This is a genomic window from Achromobacter sp. NPDC058515 (genome assembly GCF_042721735.1).
Classification (GTDB): domain Bacteria; phylum Pseudomonadota; class Gammaproteobacteria; order Burkholderiales; family Burkholderiaceae_B; genus Achromobacter.
This window is the reverse complement of sequence record NZ_JBHXNI010000001.1, coordinates 304,664-327,360: the sequence shown is the minus strand read 5'-3', so window position 1 is coordinate 327,360 and position 22,697 is coordinate 304,664. Positions and strand designations below refer to the sequence as shown.

Here is a 22,697-nt window from a genome sequence, read left to right as displayed (position 1 = left end):
CTAGCGGTCCTTGTCAGGCGTCTTCTTCACGGGCGCGGGGCGCATGAAGCTGCCGAATTCGCGCACGTGATCGGACGCGCTGCGGCCGTCGGCCGCCTCCCGCGATCCGCGCAGGGCGTCATCCACGGGATGGGTCCGGTGCTCGGCCAGCGGGTCGTGGGCCGGCAGCGCGGACGGCGTGCCGTCGGCGAAGACACTGGGCGAGCCGTCGCTGGATATGTCGAACAGCGCCAGCGGATCGGTGACCGGGCGGGAAACCGCGGCGTCGCCGCGCGGCAGGTGCTGCAGGGGATCGTCGGGGTTGCGCGCCTGCGCGGATTCCAGGTCGAAGGGATGGGTGGACACGTCGGGCGCGCTGCCGACAGGCAAGGTGCCCGGTCCGATCAGGTCGCTGAAGATGTCATCGCCCGCCACGGCGGCCGGGGGCGGCGCGTCGACGGCGCGCGCGGCTGTTTCCGCCCGCAGCCGGTAGGCGCCGATCTCCAGCTCGTCGCCCGGATTCAGCGGCACTTCCTGATCGCGCGCGATGCGGCGACCGTTGACGCTGACGGCGCTCATGCCGCTCAGGTTGACCAGAAAGCCTGCGTCGTCGGCGTCATGGACGCGGACAGCCGCCTGCACGCGGCAGATCGCGCGCGTGGGATCGGGCAAGGCGAGATGGTTCTCGGGACTGCGGCCGAGCGTGCCGCCGGGCGCGGTGAACTCGGTGTGCATGGGTTCGAAGGCCGGATCGCCGGCGTGCTGGAACACGGTGAGCTTCATGCCTTTCTCCTTGGCGCCTTCGGCGCGTCAACCGACCTGGGCCGCCTTGGCCGACTGGAATGCCGGGCCCCATTGGGGATGCCCGGTTTCATTGGGGGCGAGTTCGAACGAGGGCTGCAGCTGCAGGATGCGGACGAAGCTGTCTTCGCAGAGCTGGCGGTAGCCGGTGACGCAGTAGCTGAAGGCCTGGAGCTTCAATGCCTCCACCCGCACGGGCGTGGGCGCGGTGTCCAGCGCGTCGGAGGTGGCCACGGTGCGCACCACGGCGCCGAAGCGGCTGGCGGCGTATTCGTCGCGGACCTGCTGCAAGGCATCGGCGGCCTGCGGCGACGGTGCGGAAGCACAGGCCGCAAGCGCCGCGAGGATGGACATCAAGCTGATACGGACGAGCTGTTTCATGGCGCGGGCGTGTTGGTTGCGGAAAAGGAGGTTCGGATATTCCGCCGATGATAGCGGCCCGGTGCGACAGGGGTGCGTCGTGGCGTAACAGACGTGTGTGTTTTTATTTCCGGGGTCTTATGAACGCTTTCCTTCACCGAACTGCCCTGACCGGATATCGCGCCAGAAGGCCTTTGCGGCGCGTTGCGCTGATCGCCGCGAGCCTGGCGGCGGGCGCGCTGCTCGCAGGGTGCTCGTCGACCGCCAAGCGCGTGCCGGCGCCCTACGCCATCGAACTGCGCGCGGATCCGAAGGTGAACCTGAACGCCAACGGCAGGCCCTCACCGGTGCAGGTGACCATCTACGAACTGAAATCGGCCAGCATCTTCGAATCGCGTGATTTCTTCACCTTGCAGGGCGATGCGCACGCGGCGCTGGGCGCGGAGCTGCTCAACACCGACCAGGTGATCCTGCGGCCGGGCGAGACGAAGGTGCTGCGGTACTCCGGCAACCCGGAGGCGCGCGTGGTGGGCGTGGTGGCCGCCTACCGGGATCTCGAGCAAAGCAAATGGCGCCTGCTGGTGCCCCTGCCCGAACCCCAGGACACCAACATCTACAAGGTCTGGCAGTTTTCGCCGAACGAGGAGACGGTGAAGGTCGCGGTCAAGCGCGACGGGCTGGAGGAAGTGGATCGCAGCCGTTCGTGGTGGCCCTTTTAGAAACAGAACAAGAGAACCGGACCCATGGTGAGCAAAGACAAAGTGATCTGGTCGGAGGGCATGTTCCTGCGGCCCCAGCATTTCCAGCAACTTGAGCGCCATCTGCTCCATGTCGCGCAGCAGCGCGCGGCCGCGGCGCAGGGCTTCTTTTGGGGGTTCAGCCATCTGTCGCTGGACCGCGACGCGCTGGCGATCGGCAAACTGGTGCTGACGCAAGCGCAGGGCGTAATGCCCGACGGCACGCCTTTCGACTTCTCGGAGCCGGACGCCGCACCCGCCGCGTTCGAGGTGCCCGCGCAGATCCGCGACGCGCGCGTGCTGCTGGCGGCGCCTCGCGTGCGCCCCGGCGCCACCGACGTCATCTACGAAGGCGAAGAGGACACCTTGGCGCGCTACCTGGTGCACGAGGCCGACGTGGAAGACAGCGGTTCGATGGGGCTGGAGCCGGCCTTGCTGCAACTGGGCCGGCTGCGGCTGCGCCTGATGCTGGAAGACGACCTCACCGACGATTGGCTGGGCCTGGGCGTGGCGCGCGTGGCGGAGCGCCGGCCGGACAACCGCGTGGTGTTGGACGAGGGCTACGTGGCGCCGTGGCTGGCGGCGGGCGAACACCCAGTCCTGCGGGGACTCGTCAACGAGCTGTACGGCCTGCTGGGCGCGCGCAGCGAGGCGCTGGCCGCACGCCTGTCGCAGCCCGGCCGCGGCGGCGTCTCCGAGGTTTCCGACTTCATGCTGCTGGAAACCGTCAACCGCTACGTGGGCGCGCTCTGGCATGCGCGCCAGAGCGCCGCCCTGCATCCGGAGCGGCTGTTCCACGACTGGCTGATGCTGGCCTGCGACCTATCCACCTTCACGTCCGCCACGCGGCGTCCGGACGTGTTGCCCGAGTACGTGCATGACGACCTGCAGGGCAGTTTCGAGCCCCTGATGAATGAGCTGCGCCGTTCGCTGTCGGCGGTGCTGGAGCAGCGCGCCTTGCAGATCCCGTTGCAGGACAGGGGCCAGGGCGTGCGGGTGGCGCAGATTACGGATGCCGAACTGCTGCAGACCGCCGGTTTCGTGCTGGCGGTGCAGGCGGACCTGGGCTCGGACACGGTGCGCGCGCGCTTTCCCGCGCAGGTCAAGATCGGTCCGGTCGAGCGCATCCGCGACCTGGTGCACCTGCAGCTGCCCGGCGTGGCGGTGCGCGCGCTGCCGGTGGCGCCGCGGCAGATTCCCTACAGCGCCGGGCATGTGTACTTCGAACTGGATAAAAGCGGTGAATTCTGGAAGCAGCTTGAGCGCACCGGCGCGCTCGCGCTGCACCTGGCCGGCGACTTTCCCGGACTGACGATGGAGTTCTGGGCGTTGCGCGATTGAGCGCGGAGACAGCTATGCATGCATCGGATCACACCCTGTCCGCGCCGCCGGGAGGCCTGGGCGACAGCCCCGCCCAGGCCTCCGGCCGGCTGCGGCCCCACGACTACGTCATCAGCGGCGCCAATCCGCTGGTGGCGGCGGCCAATCCCCTGCTGGACCTGATTCCGCAGATCCGCGCGACCGCGGCGCATCCGTCGGCCGCCATGCTGCGCGAGCATTTGCTGGACGAGGTGCGCCAGTTCGAGCTGCGCGCGCAGCAGGCGGGCATTTCCAACGAAACGATACTTGGCGCGCGCTACTGCCTGTGCACCGCGCTGGACGAGGCCGCGGCGCTCACGCCGTGGGGCGGGGGCGGGGTGTGGTCGGCGCACAGCCTTTTAGTCACCTTCCATAACGAGACCTGGGGCGGCGAGAAATTCTTCCAGCTGCTGGCCAAGCTGTCGCAAAACCCCGCGCAGCATCTGGACCTGCTGGAGCTGCTGTACTACTGCCTGTTGCTGGGCTTTGAAGGGCGCTACCGCGTGATCGACAACGGGCGCTCCCAGCTGGAAACGCTGCGCCAGCGGCTGCTGCGCATCCTGCGCGGCGCGCGCGGCGAATACGCGCTGGCCTTGTCGCCGCATTGGCGCGACGAGCCCGCGCAGACGCCCTTGCGCCGCTTGCCGGTGCCCTTGTGGGCATTCGGCGCATTGGCCGCCGTTCTGGCGCTGGCCCTGTACTGGGGGCTGGGCTGGAGGTTGGGCAGCCAGTCCGATGGCGTGTTCGCGTCGATCAGCCAGTTGAAGCCGCCCACCGTGCAGATCGCGCCGGCGGCTGCGCCGCGGCCGGCGCCGGCCCCGCGGCTGGCGTTGTTCCTGGCGCCCGAGATCCGCGACCAGCTGGTGAGCGTGCGCGACGAAGTGGACCGCAGCGTGGTGGTGCTGCGGGGCGACGGAGTGTTCGAATCCGGCGCCAGTTCCGTGCGCGACCAATACTTGCCGGTGCTCTCGCGCGTGGCGGACGCCTTGCGCGAGACGCGGGGCAACATCCTGGTGCGCGGCTATTCGGACAATACGCCGATGCGCAGCGCGCGCTTTCCGTCCAACTGGCACCTGTCGCAGGCGCGCGCCGATGCCGTCAAGGAGATGCTGGAGCAGCGCCTGGGGCAATCGGCGCGGGTGCGGGCGGAAGGCCGCGGCGACGCCGATCCGGTGGCGCCCAACGATACGGCCGCGGGCCGCGCGCTGAACCGGCGGGTGGAGATCACGGTGCTGGTGCCGCCCGCGCCGCACGAGGTTGCCGGACAGGGAGGCCAGGAATGATCTACAGGCTGTTCGGATGGTTCTTGAGCCGGCGCGTATGGAACTTCCTGGGGCTGGTGGCCCTGGCGCTGCTGATCTGGATCGCGGGGCCGCTTATTGCGGTCGGGACCGTGCGGCCGCTGGAAAGCGAGGTGGTGCGCATCATCGTGATCGTGGCGATATTCGCGATCTGGCTGCTGCGCTTCTTGTGGCGCAAGTGGCGGGAAGGGCGGCTGAACGCGCAGTTGCTGGGCCAGTTGCGGCCCCGGCCACGCGCCGAAAAGGCGGCCCCCGATGTTCCGGAGAACGACGAGATACGCCAGCTGGAAGCGCGATTCGACGAGGCTGTCGAGCTGCTGCGCAAAACGCGCTTCGAAAACGGCGGCAAGCGCCGCACGCTGGACCGCTTCTCCAAGCAGTACCTGTACCAGCTGCCTTGGTACGTGATCATCGGCGCGCCGGGAGCCGGCAAGACCACCGCGCTGGCGAACTCAGGTCTGAATTTTCCCTTGGCCGAGCGCTACGGGAAGGTGGCCCTGCGCGGCGTGGGCGGCACCCGCAACTGCGACTGGTGGTTCACCGACGATGCCGTGCTGCTGGACACGGCGGGACGCTACACCACGCACGAAAGCGATCCCACGGGCGACGAGGAAGAGTGGCGCGGGTTTCTCGGCCTGCTGACCAAGTACCGCGGGCGGCAGCCGATCAACGGCGCAATGCTGACGGTCAGCGTCGAAGACCTGTTGTCGGCGTCGGACGCGGAGCGGGCGCAGCACGCCGCGGTGCTGCGCCGCCGCCTGCAGGAACTGCGCGAGCAGCTGGGCATCGCGTTTCCCGTCTATGTGCTGGTGACCAAGACCGACCTGTTGTCCGGCTTCGAGGAGTATTTCGCCTCGTTCAGCCGCGACGAGCTGGCGCAGGTCTGGGGCTTTACCTTGCCGTATGCGCGCACGCAGGAGCCCGGCTTCGACCTGTATGAAGCCTTCCACGCGGAGTACGCCCTGCTGCAGCGGCGCCTGGACGATGCGCTGCCGGAGGTGGTGGCGGCCGAAGACAATCCTTCGCGGCGCGCGCTGGCCTACATGCTGCCGCAGCAATTCGCCGGCCTGCAGGCCATCCTGGGCCATTTCCTGAGCGATGTCTTCGCCACGTCGAAGTTCGAGGCCCGCGTCATTCCGCGCGGCGTGTACTTCACCAGCGGCACCCAGGGCGGCGAGACGTTCGACCAGGTGACCGGGCATCTCAAGCGCTACCTGCGCATTGACGGCGCCGCCGCGCCGGCGCCGAGCGTGCCGGGCGAGGGGGAGGGCCGCAGCTACTTCCTGAAGAACCTGCTGCGGGACGTGATCTTCCGCGAGGCGGGCCTGGCGGGCCGCAACCTGCGTTGGGAGCGCCGCTACCGGCAACTGCACTGGGCGGGCTACGGACTGGTCACTGCGATGTTCGTCGCGCTGATCGCGGGGTGGGCGGTGAGCTACGGCAACAACTCGGCCTATGTCGACGAAGTCGCGCGGCGCGTGCCCGCGGTGGAGAAGCTGACGCGCGACATCAAGATTACGCGCACGGGCGACCTGCTGGGCCTGATGCCGTTCCTGGACAGCCTCTGGTACCTGCCGCGGCACGAAGGCTTTGAAATCGACCAGCCGCCGCTCGGCTACCGCTTCGGCCTGTATCAGGGCCTGAAACTGCAGGCGGCGGCGCAGGGCGTATACGGCAATACGCTGGACCAGGTGCTGCTGCCGCAAGTGGCGCGCCGCGTCGAGGCCGCGCTGCGGGACGCGTCGGCCAGCGACCTGGAGTACTCCTACGAAGCGCTGCGCGCCTATCTGATGCTGTACGAGGCCGAACGCTACGACGCGGAGTTCATGCATGCGTGGCTGCTGTCGGACATGCAGGCCACCTTGCCGGAAGGCTATACGCGCCGTCAGTACGAGCAGTTGTCGCTGCATCTGCGCAACCTGACGCAGGGCCGCGTGCTGGCGTCGCCGTTCCCCAAGGACGATGCGCTGGTGGCGCAGGCGCGCGAGAAGCTGGCGCGCTATACGCTGGCGCAGCGCGCCTACAGCCGGCTGCGCCGCACCTTGGCCAATACCGATGCGGCGCCCGAGAACACGGTGGTGACGCTGGGCGGCGCGCAGGCCAGCGCCGTGTTCGTGCGCAAGAGCGGCAAGCCGCTGAGCCAGGGCGTCCCGGCGCTCTACAGCTATCGGGGCTATTGGGACGTGTTCAACAAGCGCGTCGCCAGCGTCGCGGAGGTGCTGAGGTCGGACGATGCGTGGATCCTGGACATCCCCGCGCCCGGCGTGCTGGACCAGGCGGCGCAGCGCCAGCTGGTGGCCGGCATCAAGCGCCTCTACATGAACGATTACGTGGCGCAGTGGGACGGCTACCTGAACGATCTGCAGCTCGCGCCCAGCAAATCCTTGCTGCAGAACATCCAGATGGCGCGCACCCTGTCGGCGCCGGAGTCGCCTTTGGTGCAGCTGGTGCGCGGCGTCGCGCGCGAGACCTCCTTGCTGCGCGACTCGGGCAAGGAGGACCGCTCGCTGGTGGACCAGGCGCGCGACCGCGTCAGCAGCACGCGCGAAGCGCTGGAGCAGATGTTCGGCCCCACGGGGCCCGGCGGCGCCGCGCGTCCCGATGCGTCGGACGACAAGCTGGAAGGCATCGTGGACCAGCACTTCGAGCCGTATCGCCGCCTGGCGCAGGGCGAAGGCGGGGCAGGGGGCGCGCCGGCGCCCATCGCCGCCACCACGGGCCTCATCAATGAGCTCTATACCTACCTGACCGCGGCGGACGCGGCCCTGCGCAGCGGCAGCCCGACGCCCAGCTCGGATTCGGTGACAAAGCTGCGCGCCGAGGCTGGTCGCCTGCCCGGGCCCCTGCGCGACGTGCTCAATTCGCTGTCCGTGAACGCGTCGGGCGAGGTGTCCGATGTGGCGAGGGCGCGCATGGGCGAGACCGTGTCCGCCACCATCGGCGTGTTCTGCGGCCAGTCGGTGGCGGGGCGCTACCCGTTTTCCAGCCGCTCGACGCGCGACGTGGCCCCCAACGACATGGCGCGCCTGTTCGCGCCCAACGGGCTGATGGATGACTTCTTTCAGAAGAACCTGGCGACGCAGATCGACGTATCCGGGCAGCGCTGGCGCTTCAAGCCCGGCGTCGACGGGCGGTCGGGCGCCAATTCGGCCACGCTGGACGCATTTCAGCGCGCCGGCGTCATTCGCGATGTGTACTTCATGGCGGGCAATCCCATGCCGTCCTATCGGGTGGCCATCCGGCCGGTGGAGATGGATGAGCGCATCACGCAGTTCGTGATGGACGTGGACGGCCAGCCGGTGCGCTACGCGCATGGGCCGCAGGTGGCGACCACGGTGCAGTGGCCGGGTCCCCGGGGCAGCAACCAGGTGCGCATCGAACTGACGCCGCAGGAAGGCGCGGCGGGCATGACGACCTCCGGCCCGTGGGCGCTGAACCGCATGCTGGACCGCGCGCAATTGCGGCGCGGCGCCTCGCCCGAGATCACCTTGGCCACGTTCGACCTGGGCGGGCGCAAGGTGGTGCTGGAGATCACTGCCAGCAGCGTAAAAAGCCCTTTTCATCTAGCCGAGATGCAGGGTTTCGCCTGCCCCGGCGCGTCGTGAGCAGGATATGGACATGGAGCCAGGAGTAGAGAGTGGGCGGGTGGGCTGGTACGGCAAGATTCCGGCCGCGGGCGACTTCGTGCACCGGCGCCTGCCGCGTGAACTGATCGCCTGGTGGGACCGCTGGCTGCAGTTCGGCCTTACCGCGCTCAAGCAGGCGCCGGACGCGGCGGCCGCGCGCAGTTTCGCTTCCGCGCCGATCTGGAATTTCGCCATTCCGGCGGGGCCCGGCGCCGGCGTGGCGCAACTGGGCTGCATCACGCCCAGCCGCGACCGCGTGGGGCGCGGCTATCCCTTGTGCGTCGTCGCGGCCTTGCCGCCCGCGCAATATCACAGCAGCATCCTGGACGGCGCCAGCGACTACTACCGGCAGGTGGGCGCGAGCATGCTGGCCGCGGTGCGCCATGGCTGCGCGCCGGAACAGTTCGACCGCAGCCTGCAGCAGGTGCGCATGCCCGCCGCCGCGCCCAGCTCTTGCGCGCCGCCGGGGGGCAACGACATCATGGACATCCTGCGCGCGGGCCGGGAGCAGGAATCCGCGCCTGTGGCGCGCCGCGCATTGGGCGCCTGGCCCGACCTGCCGTTCTGCTTCAACCCCAGTTCGCACACCAGCTATTGGTGGACCAACCAGGCGGACGGCGCGGCATTGCAGACCTACGTGCACGGGGGCGCGCTGAACGCCGCCTTGTTCACCCGATTGTTCTCGTCCCTGCCCACGTGGCGGCCATGAGCCTTATCGACACCGGAGGACCGCGCATGTCCCGACCTTCCGCAGTGCCGCCGGACCCGGGCGCGCCGCGTCTTGACGACCTGATCCGCTTGCCGCCGGGCCTGCGGCGCCAGGAGGAGATCGCGCGGATCGTCGGAGGCCTGGCCGCCGCCCTGGCCGCCTTGCATGAGGCCGGCCGGGTTCATGGCGGCCTTTGCCCGGCCGCCGTCGCCCATGACCCGTCGGGCCAGGCCATCCTGGCGGCGCCGCCCGTGGCGCCCGCGCCTGATGCCGAAGACGCCTCCCGTCACGCCGGCTATGCCGCGTTCGAGCAATACACGGACGACCCTGACTACCCCTGCGGCCCGTGGACGGACGTCCATGGGCTGGCGGCGCTGGCCTATTTCCTGGCCACGGGCAGCGCCCCGCCAAGCGCGCTGGCGCGTCGCGTGCGCGACGACTGCCCGCCGCTGCATGAATGGGGCGCGGGGGCTTACGACCAGGCGTTCTGCGATGCCGTCGATCGCGGCCTGGCGATGCCGGCGCACGCGCGGCCGCAGACGGTGGAGGCCTTTGCCGCGGCGATGGGGGCGTCTCTGCCGCCTCGGGACACGAGCCCGGCAATGCCCTTGGCCCCAGTCGCCGCGCCGATGGCGGAGCCTTCCGCCGGCGATGACGAGCTGGTCAGCTCAACGGCCGGCCATCCGGCTGCAGCGCCTCCGGAACTTCCGTCCTCTGGTCGACGCATCCTGCCGTTGGCGCTGATGTTCGCCCTGCTGCTGGCGGGCGGAGCCTATGCCTGGGTCCGGTTGACGGCGCCGCCGGTCCAACTGGCCGGCGCGCCGCAGGTTTCGTCCCCGGCTCCCGCGCCTGCGCCGCAGCCTCCTCAGGTCGAGCCCGCCGAGGCGCCGCCCGTGGTTCCGGACGCACCGCCCGCAGGAAGCGCCGCCGCGCCAGCGCCGCCGCCCGTCGAATCCGCCGCCGGCGGCCAAGCGCAGGAGGCGACACCCGACGCCACGGCCGGGATCGCCGCCAGCACGCCTGCGCCAGAGGCGCAGGCTACGGCCGAGGCCGTGCCGCAGGAGCCGCCCAAGGCAGCGCCCGTGGCGGTGCGCGTGGCCGTGCGTCCATGGGGAGAGGTGCTGATCAATGGCCGCTCACGCGGGGTGAGCCCGCCCTTGCGCGAGCTTTCCCTGGCGCCGGGCCGCTATCAGGTGACGGTGCGCAATGCATCGTCGGGAGACCACAGCATGACGTTGACCGTGGCGCCGGGCAGGCCTGCCGCCATTACGCACGAGTTCAAATGAAGGATGGCAAGCCGCGCCGGGGGCGGGCGGCTGCTCAAGGCAGCATGGATTCGCCGCGCAGCAGATCGTCCAGGGTTTCGCGCTGCCGCACGACGTAGTATTTGTCGCCGTCGACCATGACTTCGGCCGGGCGGACTCGCGTGTTGTAGTTGCTGGCCATGGCCATGCTGTAGGCGCCCGCGGATTCCACCGCCAGCACGTCGCCTTGCTGGATAGTCAGCAGGCGCTTTTTGGCCAGCCAGTCGGCGGTTTCGCAGACCGGGCCGACGATGTCGTATTCGGCCGCGTCGCCCATGCGCGGGTGCAGGGGTTGCACGCCGTGAAAGGCGTCGTACAGCGCCGGGCGCAGCAGGTCGTTCATGGCCGCGTCGACGACGGCGAAGTTGCGCGCTTCGGAATGCTTCAGGTATTGGACGGTGGTCAGCAGCACGCCGGCGTTGCCGACGAGCGAGCGGCCAGGCTCCAGCACCAGTTGCAGATGGCCCTGGCCGCGCGCGTTCAGGCGGTCGAACACGCGGTCCAGCAAGTCCTTGGGCGAAGGCGGCGTTTCGTCCGTGTAGCGGATGCCCAGGCCGCCGCCGAGGTCCAGGTGCGCGATCTTGATGCCGGCCTGGTCCAGCTTTTCGACCAGGTCCAGCAGCTTTTCAAGCGCATCGAAATAGGGACTGATGTCGGTGAGCTGGGAGCCGATGTGGCAATCCACGCCCACGATGTCCAGGTTCGGCAGCGATTGGGCCGTTCGGTAGGCGTCCAGCGCCGATTCGATGGCGATGCCGAACTTGTTTTCCTTCAGGCCGGTGGAAATGTACGGATGGGTCTGGGCGTCGACGTCCGGGTTCACGCGCAGCGACACGGGGGCGCGCGCGCCCATGTGCTGGGCGACCTCGGACAGACGGTGTAGTTCGGCCACCGATTCCACGTTGAAACACTTTACGCGCGCCGCCAGCGCGTCGCGCATTTCCCAGGCCTGCTTGCCCACGCCCGAAAACACGATCCTGGACGGATCCGCGCCGGCAGTCAGGGCGCGCTTGAGCTCGCCGCCGGAAACGATGTCGAAACCCGCGCCCAGGCGCGCGAATTCCTTCAGGACGGCCAGATTGGAATTGGCCTTCATGCCGTAGCAGACCAGCACCGGCCGCTGGCCGATGGCGCTGCGGTAGGACTGCCAAGATGCCTTGAGGGCCGCGCGCGAATAGACGTAAAGCGGAGTTCCCAACCGTTCGGCCAGATGGTCAAGCGGCACGTCTTCCGCGTACAACACATTGTTGCGGTATTGGAAGTACGGGCTGCCGGCCAATTCAGGCGGGGTGGGGAACGGGGGCGTCATAGGGTCGGCGGCGGGGGAGGGATCTGCGTCGCCGGCTGCTGGCTTGGCTGCGAACGCGCGGGCGGCTTGCCGTCCGGGGTCGGCATGTACAACGGCCCCTTGTACCCGCAGGCCGCAACCATGCCGGTCGCCACTAGCGTGGCTACAATGCGAAGAGCCATGCGGCTAAATGCCAATTGGAACACTGGGAACTCCGTAATTCTTGCAGGCTCGATTATGACCGAAACCGAATTTCTTGCGTTGATCGACCAGGTGCTGGACAGCATCGAAAGCCAGGCCGACGACTGGGCGGCTTCGCTCGACGTCGACGTGGAAACCAGCCGCAGCGGCAATGTGCTGACGATGGTCTTCGAAGACAACACTCACGTCGTGGTGAACAGCCAGGCCGTCATGCAGGAGCTGTGGGTGGCCGCGCGCAGCGGCGGCTTCCACTACCGCTACGATGGCCAGCACTGGAACGATACCCGGGGCGGTCCGCAGTTGCCGGACGCCTTGTCCCAGATATGCTCGGCCGCGGCCGGCGTCCCCGTGACGATACGGCTGTAAGGCAGCCTTCCACCGGCAAAAAAAGGCCGGCCTGCGAGGCCGGCCTTTTCGCGTCAGAACGGGATCTTCTGCGACCAGGGGGCGTTGTTCTGCGTGCCCACGCCCGGCGCAACCTTGATCCGGGTGTCCTCGCCGGTGCTGCCGCCCAGGCCATTGAGGAACTCGCCCAGCGTGTCGGCTTCGGCCAGCCCCAGGCGCGCCACGGCTTGCCCGGGCGGGAATTCCGAGAAGTAGAACTCGCCGTTTTCCACGAGGATGCCGTCGGGCCGCGCGCGGGGCTTCTCTTCGGGCACGCCCTTGAGCACGTCTTGCATGTAGTCCACCCAGATCGGCATGGCCACACCGCCGCCGGTTTCTCGCGAGCCCAGCGACTTGGGCTGGTCAAAGCCCAGCCACGAGGTGGCGACCAGCGTAGGCGTGTAGCCCGAGAACCAGGCGTCCACGGATTCGTTGGTGGTGCCGGTCTTGCCGGCGATGTCATTGCGCTTGAGCAGGGCGCGGGCGCGCGCCGCGGTGCCGTAGGTGGCCACGCCGCGCAGGATGTCGTCCATGACCCAGGCGGTGCGCGGATCGATGGCGCGGGCCGCCGAGTCGCCAGCCAGGACCGGCTTGGACTGCATGATGACCTTGCCGCTGCTGTCGGTGACGCGGTCGATCAGGTAGGGCGTGACGCGGTAGCCGCCGTTGGCGAACACCGAGAACGCGCCGGCCAGCTGCAGCGGCGTGACCGAGCCTGCGCCCAGCGCCAGCGGCAGCACCGCCGGCTGGCGGGCCTTGTCGAATCCGAAGCGGGTCAGGTAGTCCTGCGCATACTGCGGGCCGATGGCCTGCAGGATCCGGATCGACACCATGTTCTTGGACTTGTACAGGCCCTGGCGCAGCGTCAGCATGGGTTCGTACTGGTTGCCGTAGTTCTTGGGGTTCCAGGCCTTGGAGCCGGTCTGCTCCGCGGTCAGCATGAAGGGCTGGTCCGAGATCTGCGTGCCCGGCGTCAGGCCGCGTTCCAGCGAGGCGGCATAGATGAAGGGCTTGATGTTCGAGCCCGGCTGGCGCCATGCCTGCGTCACGCGGTTGAAGTTGCCGCGATAGAAGTCGAAGCCGCCGATCATGGCGCGGATGGCGCCGTCCTGCGGCGACAGCGCCACGAAGGCCGCCTGCACCGAGGGCAGGTTGATGATTTCCCAGTTGTCGCCGAATTTGCGGATGTAGACCACGGAGCCGCGCTTGATGCGCTGGTCGGGCTTGGCCTTGTCGTTCAGCGCGCGGGCGACGACGCCCAGCACCTTCTTGTCGGTGACGGTGATGATTTCGCGCGAGCTGCGCGCCAGCTTCACTTCCGTGGGGCTGGCCGACAGCACCAGCGCGGTCAGCAGGTCGCCGCTGTCGGTGAATTTGTCGAACACGCCGTCCAGGAACTCATCCAGCGCCGCCGGGTTGTTCTCGGTGCCCGGGGGCAGGTCGAGCTGTTCCTCGGGACCGGGGTAGGGGGCGCGGCGCGTGTATTCCAGCACGCCCTCGCGCACGGCGCGGTAGGCGGCTTCCTGGTCCTTGGACTGCACGGTGGTGTAGATGTTGATGCCGCGCGAATAGACGTTGTCCTGGTACACGTTGTACAGCAGCTGGCGCGCCAGTTCGGCCACGTACTCGCCGTGGATGGAATAGCCGCCGGCCGGCGTGCCTTCCGCCGACTTCATGACGATCGGCTGCGCCATCGCCTGCTTGTATTCGGGTTCCGTCAGGTAGCCCAGCGACTGCATGCGGGCCAGCACGTAGCGCTGGCGCAGTTCGGCGCGGGGACGGTTGGAGATCGGATTGAAGCGCGAGGGGGCCTTGGGGATGCCGGCCAGCATGGCGGCTTCGGCGGGCGTGACTTCCGACAGGAGCTTGCCGAAATACGTGCGCGAGGCGGCCGCGAAGCCGTAGGCGCGGTGGCCCAGGTAGATCTGGTTCATGTAGAGCTCAAGGATCTGGTCCTTGGTGAGCTCGGACTCGATCTTGAACGTCAGCAACAGTTCGTAGAACTTGCGCGAATAGGTTTTTTCCGACGACAGGTAGAAATTGCGCGCCACCTGCATGGTGATCGTGCTGGCGCCCTGCGTCTTGGACATGTTGATCAGGTTGGTCAGGCCCGCCCGCGCCACGCCCATCCAGTCGATCCCGCCGTGCTGGTAGAAGCGGTCGTCTTCGGCCGCCAGCACCGCGGACTTCATGACGTCCGGGATCTCATTGAAGCGCAGCACGTTGCGGCGCTCTTCGCCGAACTCGCCGATCAGGACCCGGTCCGCCGTATAGACGCGCAGCGGCACCCGCGGGCGATAGTCCGTCATGGCGTTCAGGTCCGGCAGGTTGGGCCAGGCCAGCGCCAGCGCCATTCCGGCGAGCAGGACGCCGCACAGGAACAGGCCGGCGAAAAGGATGCCGGTTTTTACGAAGAATCGCAGTATGGGGGATCCGCTGTGGGCGGGCTTGTCTTTCTTGGAGGAATTCTGGGGCTTGCTCATCGCGGCGATTTTACGGGTATCTCCGGTCTCGCCTCATGGCGGGGGATCGGTTTCTGTAACAAGATAGTTCTGTGTGGTGCGCGGGCAACTTGGCGGCAGATGTGATAATGCCGACATGAACTTTTCCGCTAACTCATGTCCGGAGGCTGACCCGGACCCGGCTCCCTCGGACGGGGCGCCTGAAAACCTGCCTTGCGCCGTGGAGTGCACAGGCAAGACCGTGGCGTTGCCGCACGACCTGCCCGTCTTCCTGGTTGGGATGATGGGCGCGGGCAAGACGACCATAGGCCGTAGCCTGGCGCGGGCGCTGGGACGCGAGTTTATGGATCTGGATCATGAGCTCGAGGCGCGTTGCGGCGTGCGGGTGCCGGTAATCTTCGAAATCGAGGGCGAAGCCGGTTTCCGTCGCCGGGAGTCCGCCGCCTTGGAAGAGTGTACCCAACGTCGCAACATTATTCTTGCCACCGGCGGCGGCGCCATCCTGGCGCCCGAAAACCGGCAGCGGTTGCACGAGCGCGGCATCGTGGTCTATTTGAGGGCCAGCGTGGACGAATTGTTCCGCCGGACCTGCCGCGACCGCAACCGCCCCTTGCTGGCCACCGCGGACCCGCGCGGCACGCTGCGCGACCTGATGACCTTGCGGGAGCCCCTCTATAAGGAAGTGGCCGACCTGGTGGTGGAGACGGGCTCGATGCCCATCCATACCCTGGTCAAGGCGCTTCTGCCGCAATTACAAGCTTTTGAGAAGCGCATATGAACGTTGTTGACGTCGATACTCCGGGCGGAAGCTATCCGATCCACATCGGTCCCGGCCGCCTGGACGCCCTGGACCAGTGCATACCCGCGGACGCGACCGCGATCGCGGTGGTGACCAACCCGACGGTGGCGGCCCTGTATGGCGAACGCGCCGAAGCCGCGCTGGCCCGCAGCGGCAAGCGGGTGCTGCGCATCGAACTGCCCGACGGCGAGGCCTACAAGGACTGGCAGTCGCTGAACCTGATCTTCGACGCCTTGCTGGCCAACCGCCTTGACCGCCGCTGCGTCCTGGTGGCGCTGGGCGGAGGCGTCATCGGCGACATGACGGGTTTCGCGGCCGCCGTGTACATGCGCGGCGTGCGCTTCCTGCAGGTGCCCACGACCCTGCTGGCGCAGGTGGATTCGTCGGTGGGCGGCAAGACGGCCGTAAACCACCCGCTGGGCAAGAACATGATCGGCGCCTTCCACCAGCCGGTGGCGGTCGAAATCGATACCGAGGTCCTCAACACCTTGCCGGCGCGCGAAGTGTCGGCCGGGCTGGCGGAAGTGATCAAGTACGGCCTGATCCTGGACCCGGCGTTCTGGACCTGGTGCGAAGTCAACGCGCCGAAGCTGCGCGCCCTGGATCACGAGGCCATCGCCTACGCGATCCGGCGCTCCTGCGAGCTGAAGGCGCAGGTGGTGGGCAAGGACGAGCGCGAGTCCGGCTTGCGCGCCATCCTGAACCTGGGCCACACCTTTGGCCACGCCATCGAATCCGGCCTGGGCTACGGCGCCTGGCTGCACGGCGAGGCCGTGGGCTGCGGCATGGTGCAGGCGGCCGAGCTGTCCGCCGACGTGGCGGGCTTTGACCGCGCCGACGTGGCGCGCGTGCGGGCGCTGGTGACGGCCATCGGCTGCCCCGCGGTTGCGCCCGACCTGGGCGCCGACCGCTGGCTGGACCTGATGCAGGTGGACAAGAAGACCGAAGGCGGCTCGATCCGCTATGTGCTCATGACCCGCATCGGCGAGGCCGTGACCCGGACGGCGCCGGACGACGCCGTGCGCGCCGTCCTCGCCCGCACCACCCAGTAAACGCGGAGACAGACGGTGTCGCAGATGAATGAACTGGCTTCCTATGCATCCGACCCGTCTCAATCGCGCGGTCGCACCTATGCCGAGCCGCCGCCGGAGAACCGGACGGAATTCCAGCGCGATCGCGATCGCATCGTCCATTCCGGCGCCTTCCGGCGCCTGGAATACAAGACGCAGGTCTTCGTGAACCATGAAGGCGACCTGTTCCGCACCCGCCTGACCCACAGCCTGGAAGTGGCGCAGATCGCGCGCACGCTGGCGCGCAGCATGCGGCTGTCGGAAGACCTGACCGAAGCCATCTCGCTGGCGCACGACCTGGGCCATACCCCGTTCGGGCATGCCGGCCAGGACGAGCTGAACGCCTGCATGCGCGAACTGGCGCCGGAGGCCGGCGGCTTCGAGCACAACCTGCAAAGCCTGCGCGTGGTGGACGAGCTTGAGGAACGCTACGCGGACTTCAACGGCCTGAACCTGTGCTTTGAAACGCGGGAAGGCATCCTGAAGCACTGCTCGGCGGCGCACGCGCGCCAGTTGGGCGATGTGGGCGAGCGCTTCCTGAACCGCACGCAGCCGTCGCTGGAAGCGCAGCTGGCCAACCTGGCGGACGAAATCGCCTACAACAACCACGACATCGACGACGGCCTGCGCTCCGGCCTGATCACGCTGGAGCAGTTAAAGGAGGTGTCGATCTTCGAGCGCCACCATGCCCTCGTGCTGGACCGCTACCCCGGCCTGGCGCCGCGCCGTGCGGTGGCCGAAACGATACGCCGCATGATCAACACGCTGATCGTCGACCTGACGCGGACCTCGCTGGCGCGCATCCGCGACGCGGCGCCCGCCAGCGTGGACGACGTGCGCCGCGCGCAGCCGCTGGCGGGATTTTCCGATGAAATCCGCGGCGAAGCGGATGCGTTGAAGAAATTCCTGTTCGACAACCTGTACCGGCATTACCGCGTGCTGCGCATGACCACCAAGGCCCGGCGCATCGTGCGCGAACTGTTCGCGGCTTTTCTGGACGATCCCCGGCTGCTGCCGCCCGACTACCGCCGCGCCGCGTTCAATGAGCAGGCGCGCGCCATTTCCGACTACATCGCCGGCATGACCGACCGCTACGCCATCCGCGAACACAAGCGCTTGTTCGACATGGCGTAGCGCCCGCCAGGGCAGGCGCCTCAGCGGTGCTTGCGATAGGGTTCGTCCGCCGCCACGAATGTGGCTTCGGCGCGCGCGTCGCGCATCCATTCCTGCATGGCGGGCAGCGCCAGCATCGCATCCATGTAGTCGCGCACGGGCCCCGCGGCCGCGACGCCGTAGGTGGTAAAGCGCGAGACCACCGGCGCGAAGAAGGCGTCGGCGATCGAGAACCCGCCAAAGAGGAAAGGACCGTCCTGGCCGAATTCCGCGCGCGTGTCGTGCCAGATGGCCTGCATGCGTGAAATGTCCTGCTGCGCGGCGTCCGGGATGTCGATGCCCGGCAGGTGGGCTTCGATGTTCATGGGCATGGCCTGGCGCAGCGCGCCAAAGCCGCTGTGCATCTGCGCGGCCAGCGAACGCGCCCGGGCGCGGGCCTTGGGGTCTTGCGGCCACAGGCGGGCATCAGGATGGCGTTCGGCGGCGTACTCGCAGATGGCCAGCGAATCCCAGACCGCGAAGTCGCCGTCCAGCAGCACCGGCACCAGGCCCGCGGGCGACACCGCGCCCAGCCGGCGCGAGAATTCCTCGGTGAAGAGGCCAAGCTTTTGTTCCGTGAAGGCGATGCCCGCGGCGCGCAGGGCGATCCACGGACGCATGGACCAGGAAGAGTAGTTTTTGTTGCCGATGATCAAGGTGTACATGCCGCTATCCCTTACGCATTGATGGTCTTTTTTACACGCCCGGCGCGCGGCGCAGAAGCTTGCCCAGATACTGCCCGGTGTGGCTGGCCGGGGTAGCCGCGACGGCTTCCGGCGTGCCTTGGGCCACGACATAGCCGCCGCCGTCGCCGCCTTCCGGGCCCATGTCGATCAGCCAGTCGGCAGTCTTGATGACGTCCAGGTTGTGTTCGATGATGAGCACCGTGTTGCCGGAGTCGACGAGCTGGTTCAGCACCTGGAGCAGTAGCTCGATATCGCGGAAATGCAAGCCTGTGGTGGGCTCGTCCAGGATATAGAGCGTTCGGCCGGTGCTGCGGCGCGACAGCTCCTGCGACAGCTTCACGCGCTGCGCCTCGCCGCCCGAAAGCGTGGTCGCGCTCTGGCCCAGGCGGATATAGGACAGGCCGACATCGATCAGCGTATGCAGCTTGCGCGAAATGGCCGGCACCGACTCGAAGTATTCGAGCGCCTGTTCCACCGTCAGGTCCAGCACTTCGCTGATGTTGCGGCCGCGGTAGCGGATCTCCAGCGTTTCGCGGTTGTAGCGCTTGCCGTGGCAGACGTCGCAGGGCACGTACATGTCGGGCAGGAAGTGCATCTCGACCTTGACCACGCCGTCGCCCTGGCAGGCCTCGCAGCGGCCGCCCTTCACGTTGAAGCTGAAGCGGCCGGGATCGTAGCCGCGGGTGCGGGCTTCGGGCACGCCCGCGAAGAGCTCGCGGATGGGCGTGAACAGGCCGGTGTAGGTGGCCGGATTGCTGCGCGGCGTGCGCCCGATGGGGCTCTGGTCCACGCTGATGATCTTGTCGAAGTTCTCCAGCCCCTGCATCGATACATAGGGGGCGGGTTCGCTTTGCGCGTGATGCAGCTGGCGCGACACGGCAACCGCCAGCGTGTCGTTGATGAGCGTGGACTTGCCCGAACCGGACACGCCGGTCACGCAGACCAGGCGGCCCGCAGGCAGGCGCAGTTCCACGTCCTTCAGGTTGTTGCCGCTGGCGCCCGTCAGGGTCAGCCAGGGCAGCTCGTCATTGACGGGACGGCGCGCGGGAATGGCGATGGCGCGCGCGCCGCTCAGGTATTGGCCGGTCAGCGAGTTGGGGTCGCGCTGCACCGTTTCCGGGTCGCCCTGGGCGACGACTTCGCCGCCATGTTCGCCCGCGCCGGGGCCCATGTCCACGACCCAGTCGGCCATGCGGATCATGTCTTCGTCATGCTCGACGACGATGACGCTGTTGCCGAGGTCGCGCAGGTGCTGCAAGGTGCCGATCAGGCGGTCGTTGTCGCGCTGGTGCAGGCCGATGGAGGGCTCGTCCAGCACGTACATCACGCCGGTCAGGCCCGAGCCGATCTGGCTGGCCAGGCGGATGCGCTGGGCTTCTCCGCCGGAGATGGTGTCGGCGCTGCGGTCCAGCGACAGATAGTTCAGGCCGACGTTGTTCAGAAAGCTCAGGCGCGCTTCGATCTCGCGCACGATGCGTTGCGCGATCTCCTGCTTGGCGCCGGTCAGGCTCAGGCCGCGGAACCAGTCCAGGCAGCTCGACAGCGGCATCGCCTCGACTTCATAGATGGCCTGGCCGTGGCGTTCGCCGCCGCGCGGGTCGTGGCCGATCAGCACGTTGCGCGCTTCGGGGCGCAGGCGCGAGCCGGCACAGTCCGGGCAGGTCTTGATGTTGCGGTACTTGCCCAGCTCTTCGCGCACCGTCGCCGAGTCCGTTTCGCGCCAGCGGCGCTCCAGGTTCGGGATGACGCCTTCGAAGGTATGGCGCTTGACGGTGCTGCGGCCTTTCTCATTCAGGTAGAGAAAGGAGATTTCTTCTTCGCCGGACCCGTACAGCACCTTGTCGCGCAGCGCTTCCGGCAGCTCTTCAAAGGGCGCTTCGATGTCGAATTCGTAGTGCGCGGCCAGACTCGTCAGCAGCGAGTGCGTGAAGGCGTTGCGGCGGTCCCAGCCGCGGATCGCGCCCGCGGCCAGGCTGAGCTCCGGAAAGGCGACGACCCGCTTCGGGTCGAAGAAGCCGACCTGGCCGATGCCGTCGCAACTGGGGCAGGCGCCCATGGGATTGTTGAAGCTGAACAGGCGAGGCTCCAGCTCGGGCAGGCTGTGGCTGCACACCGGGCAGGCGTAGCGGCTGGAGAAGACCTGCTCGCGTTCCTTGTCCATGTCCAGCGCCAGCGCGCGGCCTTCCGCCAACTGCAGCGCGGTCTCGAAGCTCTCGGCCAGGCGCTGCTTGCTTTCGGGTTTGATGCGCAGCCGGTCGATCACGACATCGATGTCGTGCTTCTCGGTTTTCTTCAGCGGCGCCATGCCGTCGATCTCAACGAGCTGGCCGTCCACGCGCAGGCGCACGTAGCCCTGCGCCTGCAGGCTGGCGCATTCGTCTTCAAAGCTGCCTTTCTTGCCGCGCGCGATAGGCGCCAGCACCGCCAGGCGCGTTTCGGGCGTCCAGCCGAGCACCGCGTCGACCATCTGGCTGACACTCTGGGCCTGCAGCGGCAGGCCGTGGTCCGGGCAATAGGGGGTGCCGACCCGCGCGTACAGCAGGCGCAGGTAGTCGTGGATCTCGGTGATGGTGCCGACGGTGGAGCGGGGGTTGTGCCCCGCCGCCTTCTGCTCGATCGAAATGGCCGGAGACAGGCCTTCGATCAGGTCCACGTCCGGCTTGTCCATCAGCTGCAGGAATTGGCGGGCGTAGGCGGAGAGGCTCTCCACGTAACGTCGCTGGCCCTCCGCGTACAGCGTGTCGAACGCCAGCGAGGACTTGCCCGAGCCGGACAAGCCGGTGACGACCACCAGTTTGTGGCGCGGCAGGTCCAGCGAGACGTTCTTGAGATTGTGGGTGCGTGCACCCCGGATGCGTATTGTCACGTCGGTCTGGTGTCCATCGGGCTCTTTTAAGCGGTTTCAAAGGCCAACTTGGTACTATAGCGCGCCGAATCCTCTCGCGTTCAAGGCCGTCCGTCTGGACGGACTGGCCGGGGGCCGGCGCCGCACCGCCAGATCAGACCGTGAGCGTATGACATGCAAGCATGCGCGCCGCCCTTGTCATAGTTGAAATTTCCGCATGCCGGCAGACAAAAAACTGAAATTGACCGCTTCCGAGCGCCGCGCCAGCGTGGCGCTGGCCGGCCTGTTCGCCGCGCGGATGCTGGGGCTGTTCCTGTTGCTGCCGGTGTTCGCCGTGGCCGCCAGCGGCATGCCGGGCGGGGACGACCCGGCGCGCGTGGGCCTGGCGCTGGGGATGTACGGCCTGACCCAGGCCTTCATGCAGATTCCCTTCGGGCTGGCGTCCGACCGCTGGGGGCGCCGTCCGGTCGTGCTCTTCGGGCTGTTGCTGTTCGTGGCCGGCAGCGTCGTCTGTGCGCAAGCCACGGACGTGTACTGGATCACCATCGGCCGCGCCATTCAGGGCGCCGGCGCCATTTCCGCCGCCGTGACCGCCTGGCTGGCGGACGCCACCCGCGACGAGGTGCGCACGCGCGCCATGGCCATGGTGGGCGGCTCGATCGGCTTGTCGTTTGCGTTGTCGCTCGTCCTGTCGCCGGTGCTGGTGGGCTGGTGGGGGTTATCGGGCCTGTTCTGGACCATCGCCTGCCTGGGCGTCATCTGCCTGGGGGTGGCGCGCTGGGTGGTGCCCGTGGTGCCGCGCACCCAGGCTCGCACCATGCAGGCCGCCAGGCCCCGCGAAGTCCTGACCCATCGCGACCTGCTGCGCCTGAACTTCGGCGTTTTCGTGCTGCATCTGATCCAGGTTTCGATGTTTGTCGTGGTGCCGGCGCTGCTGGCGAAAGCGGGCGGCCTGGATGCGCGCGATCTCTGGAAGGTCTACCTGCCGGTCATCCTGGTGTCGTTCGTGCTGATGGTGCCGGTGGTGTTCGTGGCGGAAAAGCGCCGCGCCCATCGCGGCGCCCTGCGCGCCGCCGTGGCCGGGCTGGTGCTGGTGTGCGCCTTGCTGCCCGCCGCCAGCCATGGCTTCTACACGCTGGCCGCCGCGTTGACCGGATTCTTTGTCGCCTTCAACGTGCTGGAGGCCTTGCAGCCCTCGCTGGTGTCGCGCGTGGCGCCGCAAGCCTACAAGGGCCTGGCGCTGGGCTTCTACAACACCGCGCAGGCGGCGGGCCTGTTCGCGGGCGGCGCCCTGGGTGGCTGGCTGGCCTCGCACTCGGGTTCCAGCGCGGTGTTCGTCGCCGCCGCCATCCTGTCGGCCGTCTGGCTGGCGGTTACCTGGGCGATCAGGCCGCTGGCCTGACCGGGCCAGGAGGCCTCGCCGGCGCCCGGCTGGAAAGTCGCTGATCGCGACGCCAACGGCGCCCAACGACGGCGAAATCGTTTGCCGGGCTGGATGGCTTTGTCACCATTGCCGTTTGGCGCGACGGGCGCTTTTCGTCGATAATACGTACCAACACGGGCTTCACCGGTATCGCCGGTCATCGCTATGATGACCGGCGTGTTTCATGAAGCCGGTCTTCAACATCGCTTTT

18 protein-coding genes are annotated in these 22,697 nt (G+C 68.0%); 11 read left to right on the top strand and 7 right to left on the bottom strand.

The genetic code is table 11. The features are described 5' to 3' along the window. Nucleotides 1-762, bottom strand: coding sequence for an FHA domain-containing protein (locus tag ACFWP0_RS01525; protein WP_377839243.1), 762 nt, complete (start codon nt 760-762; stop codon nt 1-3). Between the two features lie 27 nt (nt 763-789). Further along, nucleotides 790-1,161, bottom strand: a complete 372-nt coding sequence (locus tag ACFWP0_RS01520) for a TssQ family T6SS-associated lipoprotein (protein WP_377839241.1) — start codon at nt 1,159-1,161, stop codon at nt 790-792. Between the two features lie 119 nt (nt 1,162-1,280). Between ACFWP0_RS01520 and tssJ the strand changes: the two genes are divergently transcribed. The 6 genes from tssJ to ACFWP0_RS01490 are packed head-to-tail and all read left to right on the top strand — an operon-like array spanning nt 1,281 to nt 10,158. Next, the gene (gene tssJ / locus ACFWP0_RS01515; RefSeq protein ID WP_377839240.1) at nt 1,281-1,859 is read left to right on the top strand and encodes a type VI secretion system lipoprotein TssJ; all 579 of its coding nucleotides are present in this window, start codon (nt 1,281-1,283) and stop codon (nt 1,857-1,859) included. A gap of 24 nt (nt 1,860-1,883) precedes the next feature. After that, nucleotides 1,884-3,218 (top strand): type VI secretion system baseplate subunit TssK, encoded by a 1,335-nt coding sequence (gene tssK / locus ACFWP0_RS01510; protein ID WP_377839238.1) that lies wholly within the window; start codon nt 1,884-1,886, stop codon nt 3,216-3,218. A 14-nt stretch (nt 3,219-3,232) separates the two neighbouring features. After that, nucleotides 3,233-4,519, top strand: coding sequence for a DotU family type VI secretion system protein (locus ACFWP0_RS01505; protein ID WP_377839236.1), 1,287 nt, complete (start codon nt 3,233-3,235; stop codon nt 4,517-4,519). Continuing rightward, the gene (gene tssM / locus ACFWP0_RS01500) at nt 4,516-8,142 is read left to right on the top strand and encodes a type VI secretion system membrane subunit TssM (protein ID WP_377839235.1); all 3,627 of its coding nucleotides are present in this window, start codon (nt 4,516-4,518) and stop codon (nt 8,140-8,142) included. The genes ACFWP0_RS01505 and tssM overlap by 4 nt, the downstream gene beginning before the upstream one ends. 13 nt (nt 8,143-8,155) lie before the next feature. Further along, nucleotides 8,156-8,872: a type VI secretion system-associated protein TagF gene (gene tagF, locus ACFWP0_RS01495; RefSeq protein ID WP_377839234.1), complete on the top strand. Its 717-nt coding sequence runs from the start codon at nt 8,156-8,158 to the stop codon at nt 8,870-8,872. Nucleotides 8,873-8,898: 26 nt separating this feature from the next. Further along, nucleotides 8,899-10,158 carry a hypothetical protein gene (locus tag ACFWP0_RS01490; protein WP_377839232.1) on the top strand — a complete coding sequence of 420 codons (1,260 nt, stop codon included), beginning with the start codon at nt 8,899-8,901 and terminating at the stop codon, nt 10,156-10,158. A gap of 34 nt (nt 10,159-10,192) precedes the next feature. Here ACFWP0_RS01490 and lysA read toward each other — a convergent pair whose 3' ends face one another. Together lysA and ACFWP0_RS01480 are read right to left on the bottom strand one after the other, a co-directional pair. After that, nucleotides 10,193-11,485: a diaminopimelate decarboxylase gene (lysA, locus tag ACFWP0_RS01485; protein WP_377839230.1), complete on the bottom strand. Its 1,293-nt coding sequence runs from the start codon at nt 11,483-11,485 to the stop codon at nt 10,193-10,195. Continuing rightward, entirely contained in the window at nt 11,482-11,607 is a 126-nt protein-coding gene (locus ACFWP0_RS01480; RefSeq protein ID WP_377839636.1) for a lipoprotein, read from the bottom strand. Before ACFWP0_RS01480 ends, lysA begins: the two co-directional genes overlap by 4 nt. A 94-nt stretch (nt 11,608-11,701) precedes the next feature. Here ACFWP0_RS01480 and cyaY point away from each other — a divergent pair, with 94 nt between their 5' ends. Continuing rightward, entirely contained in the window at nt 11,702-12,031 is a 330-nt protein-coding gene (cyaY, locus tag ACFWP0_RS01475) for an iron donor protein CyaY (RefSeq protein ID WP_171667044.1), read from the top strand. 53 nt (nt 12,032-12,084) lie between these two features. Here cyaY and ACFWP0_RS01470 read toward each other — a convergent pair whose 3' ends face one another. Further along, nucleotides 12,085-14,532 (bottom strand): penicillin-binding protein 1A, encoded by a 2,448-nt coding sequence (locus ACFWP0_RS01470; RefSeq protein ID WP_377839228.1) that lies wholly within the window; start codon nt 14,530-14,532, stop codon nt 12,085-12,087. 115 nt (nt 14,533-14,647) lie between these two features. On the opposite strand from ACFWP0_RS01470, the gene ACFWP0_RS01465 reads away from it, so the two are divergent. The 3 genes from ACFWP0_RS01465 to ACFWP0_RS01455 are packed head-to-tail and all read left to right on the top strand — an operon-like array spanning nt 14,648 to nt 17,514. Next, nucleotides 14,648-15,289: a shikimate kinase gene (locus ACFWP0_RS01465; RefSeq protein ID WP_377839635.1), complete on the top strand. Its 642-nt coding sequence runs from the start codon at nt 14,648-14,650 to the stop codon at nt 15,287-15,289. Then, nucleotides 15,286-16,362: a 3-dehydroquinate synthase gene (aroB, locus tag ACFWP0_RS01460; RefSeq protein WP_377839227.1), complete on the top strand. Its 1,077-nt coding sequence runs from the start codon at nt 15,286-15,288 to the stop codon at nt 16,360-16,362. Before ACFWP0_RS01465 ends, aroB begins: the two co-directional genes overlap by 4 nt. 24 nt (nt 16,363-16,386) lie before the next feature. Continuing rightward, on the top strand, nt 16,387-17,514 hold the full coding sequence (locus ACFWP0_RS01455) for a deoxyguanosinetriphosphate triphosphohydrolase (protein WP_377839634.1): 1,128 nt from the start codon (nt 16,387-16,389) through the stop codon (nt 17,512-17,514). 20 nt (nt 17,515-17,534) lie between these two features. Here the strand turns inward: ACFWP0_RS01455 and ACFWP0_RS01450 are convergent, their stop codons facing one another. Both ACFWP0_RS01450 and uvrA read right to left on the bottom strand, forming a co-directional pair. After that, nucleotides 17,535-18,197, bottom strand: coding sequence for a glutathione S-transferase N-terminal domain-containing protein (locus ACFWP0_RS01450; protein ID WP_377839225.1), 663 nt, complete (start codon nt 18,195-18,197; stop codon nt 17,535-17,537). A gap of 31 nt (nt 18,198-18,228) precedes the next feature. Then, nucleotides 18,229-21,084, bottom strand: coding sequence for an excinuclease ABC subunit UvrA (gene uvrA, locus ACFWP0_RS01445; RefSeq protein WP_377839224.1), 2,856 nt, complete (start codon nt 21,082-21,084; stop codon nt 18,229-18,231). Between the two features lie 196 nt (nt 21,085-21,280). On the opposite strand from uvrA, the gene ACFWP0_RS01440 reads away from it, so the two are divergent. Then, complete coding sequence (locus ACFWP0_RS01440) at nt 21,281-22,465, top strand: MFS transporter (protein WP_377839223.1); 1,185 nt, start codon at nt 21,281-21,283, stop codon at nt 22,463-22,465. Nucleotides 22,466-22,697: the final 232 nt, after the last annotated feature.

What these genes read in the sequence shown, in the direction of transcription:
- ACFWP0_RS01520 (WP_377839241.1), bottom strand. Translation starts at nt 1,161, where the DNA reads ATGAAACAGCTCGTCCGTATCAGCTTGATGTCCATCCTCGCGGCGCTT.
- tssM (WP_377839235.1), top strand. Translation starts at nt 4,516, where the DNA reads ATGATCTACAGGCTGTTCGGATGGTTCTTGAGCCGGCGCGTATGGAAC.
- tssJ (WP_377839240.1), top strand. Translation starts at nt 1,281, where the DNA reads ATGAACGCTTTCCTTCACCGAACTGCCCTGACCGGATATCGCGCCAGA.
- ACFWP0_RS01440 (WP_377839223.1), top strand. Translation starts at nt 21,281, where the DNA reads ATGCCGGCAGACAAAAAACTGAAATTGACCGCTTCCGAGCGCCGCGCC.
- ACFWP0_RS01490 (WP_377839232.1), top strand. Translation starts at nt 8,899, where the DNA reads ATGTCCCGACCTTCCGCAGTGCCGCCGGACCCGGGCGCGCCGCGTCTT.
- ACFWP0_RS01505 (WP_377839236.1), top strand. Translation starts at nt 3,233, where the DNA reads ATGCATGCATCGGATCACACCCTGTCCGCGCCGCCGGGAGGCCTGGGC.
- ACFWP0_RS01465 (WP_377839635.1), top strand. Translation starts at nt 14,648, where the DNA reads ATGAACTTTTCCGCTAACTCATGTCCGGAGGCTGACCCGGACCCGGCT.
- lysA (WP_377839230.1), bottom strand. Translation starts at nt 11,485, where the DNA reads ATGACGCCCCCGTTCCCCACCCCGCCTGAATTGGCCGGCAGCCCGTAC.
- aroB (WP_377839227.1), top strand. Translation starts at nt 15,286, where the DNA reads ATGAACGTTGTTGACGTCGATACTCCGGGCGGAAGCTATCCGATCCAC.
- ACFWP0_RS01455 (WP_377839634.1), top strand. Translation starts at nt 16,387, where the DNA reads ATGAATGAACTGGCTTCCTATGCATCCGACCCGTCTCAATCGCGCGGT.
- tssK (WP_377839238.1), top strand. Translation starts at nt 1,884, where the DNA reads ATGGTGAGCAAAGACAAAGTGATCTGGTCGGAGGGCATGTTCCTGCGG.
- ACFWP0_RS01450 (WP_377839225.1), bottom strand. Translation starts at nt 18,197, where the DNA reads ATGTACACCTTGATCATCGGCAACAAAAACTACTCTTCCTGGTCCATG.
- ACFWP0_RS01470 (WP_377839228.1), bottom strand. Translation starts at nt 14,532, where the DNA reads ATGAGCAAGCCCCAGAATTCCTCCAAGAAAGACAAGCCCGCCCACAGC.
- ACFWP0_RS01525 (WP_377839243.1), bottom strand. Translation starts at nt 762, where the DNA reads ATGAAGCTCACCGTGTTCCAGCACGCCGGCGATCCGGCCTTCGAACCC.
- tagF (WP_377839234.1), top strand. Translation starts at nt 8,156, where the DNA reads ATGGAGCCAGGAGTAGAGAGTGGGCGGGTGGGCTGGTACGGCAAGATT.
- cyaY (WP_171667044.1), top strand. Translation starts at nt 11,702, where the DNA reads ATGACCGAAACCGAATTTCTTGCGTTGATCGACCAGGTGCTGGACAGC.
- ACFWP0_RS01480 (WP_377839636.1), bottom strand. Translation starts at nt 11,607, where the DNA reads ATGGTTGCGGCCTGCGGGTACAAGGGGCCGTTGTACATGCCGACCCCG.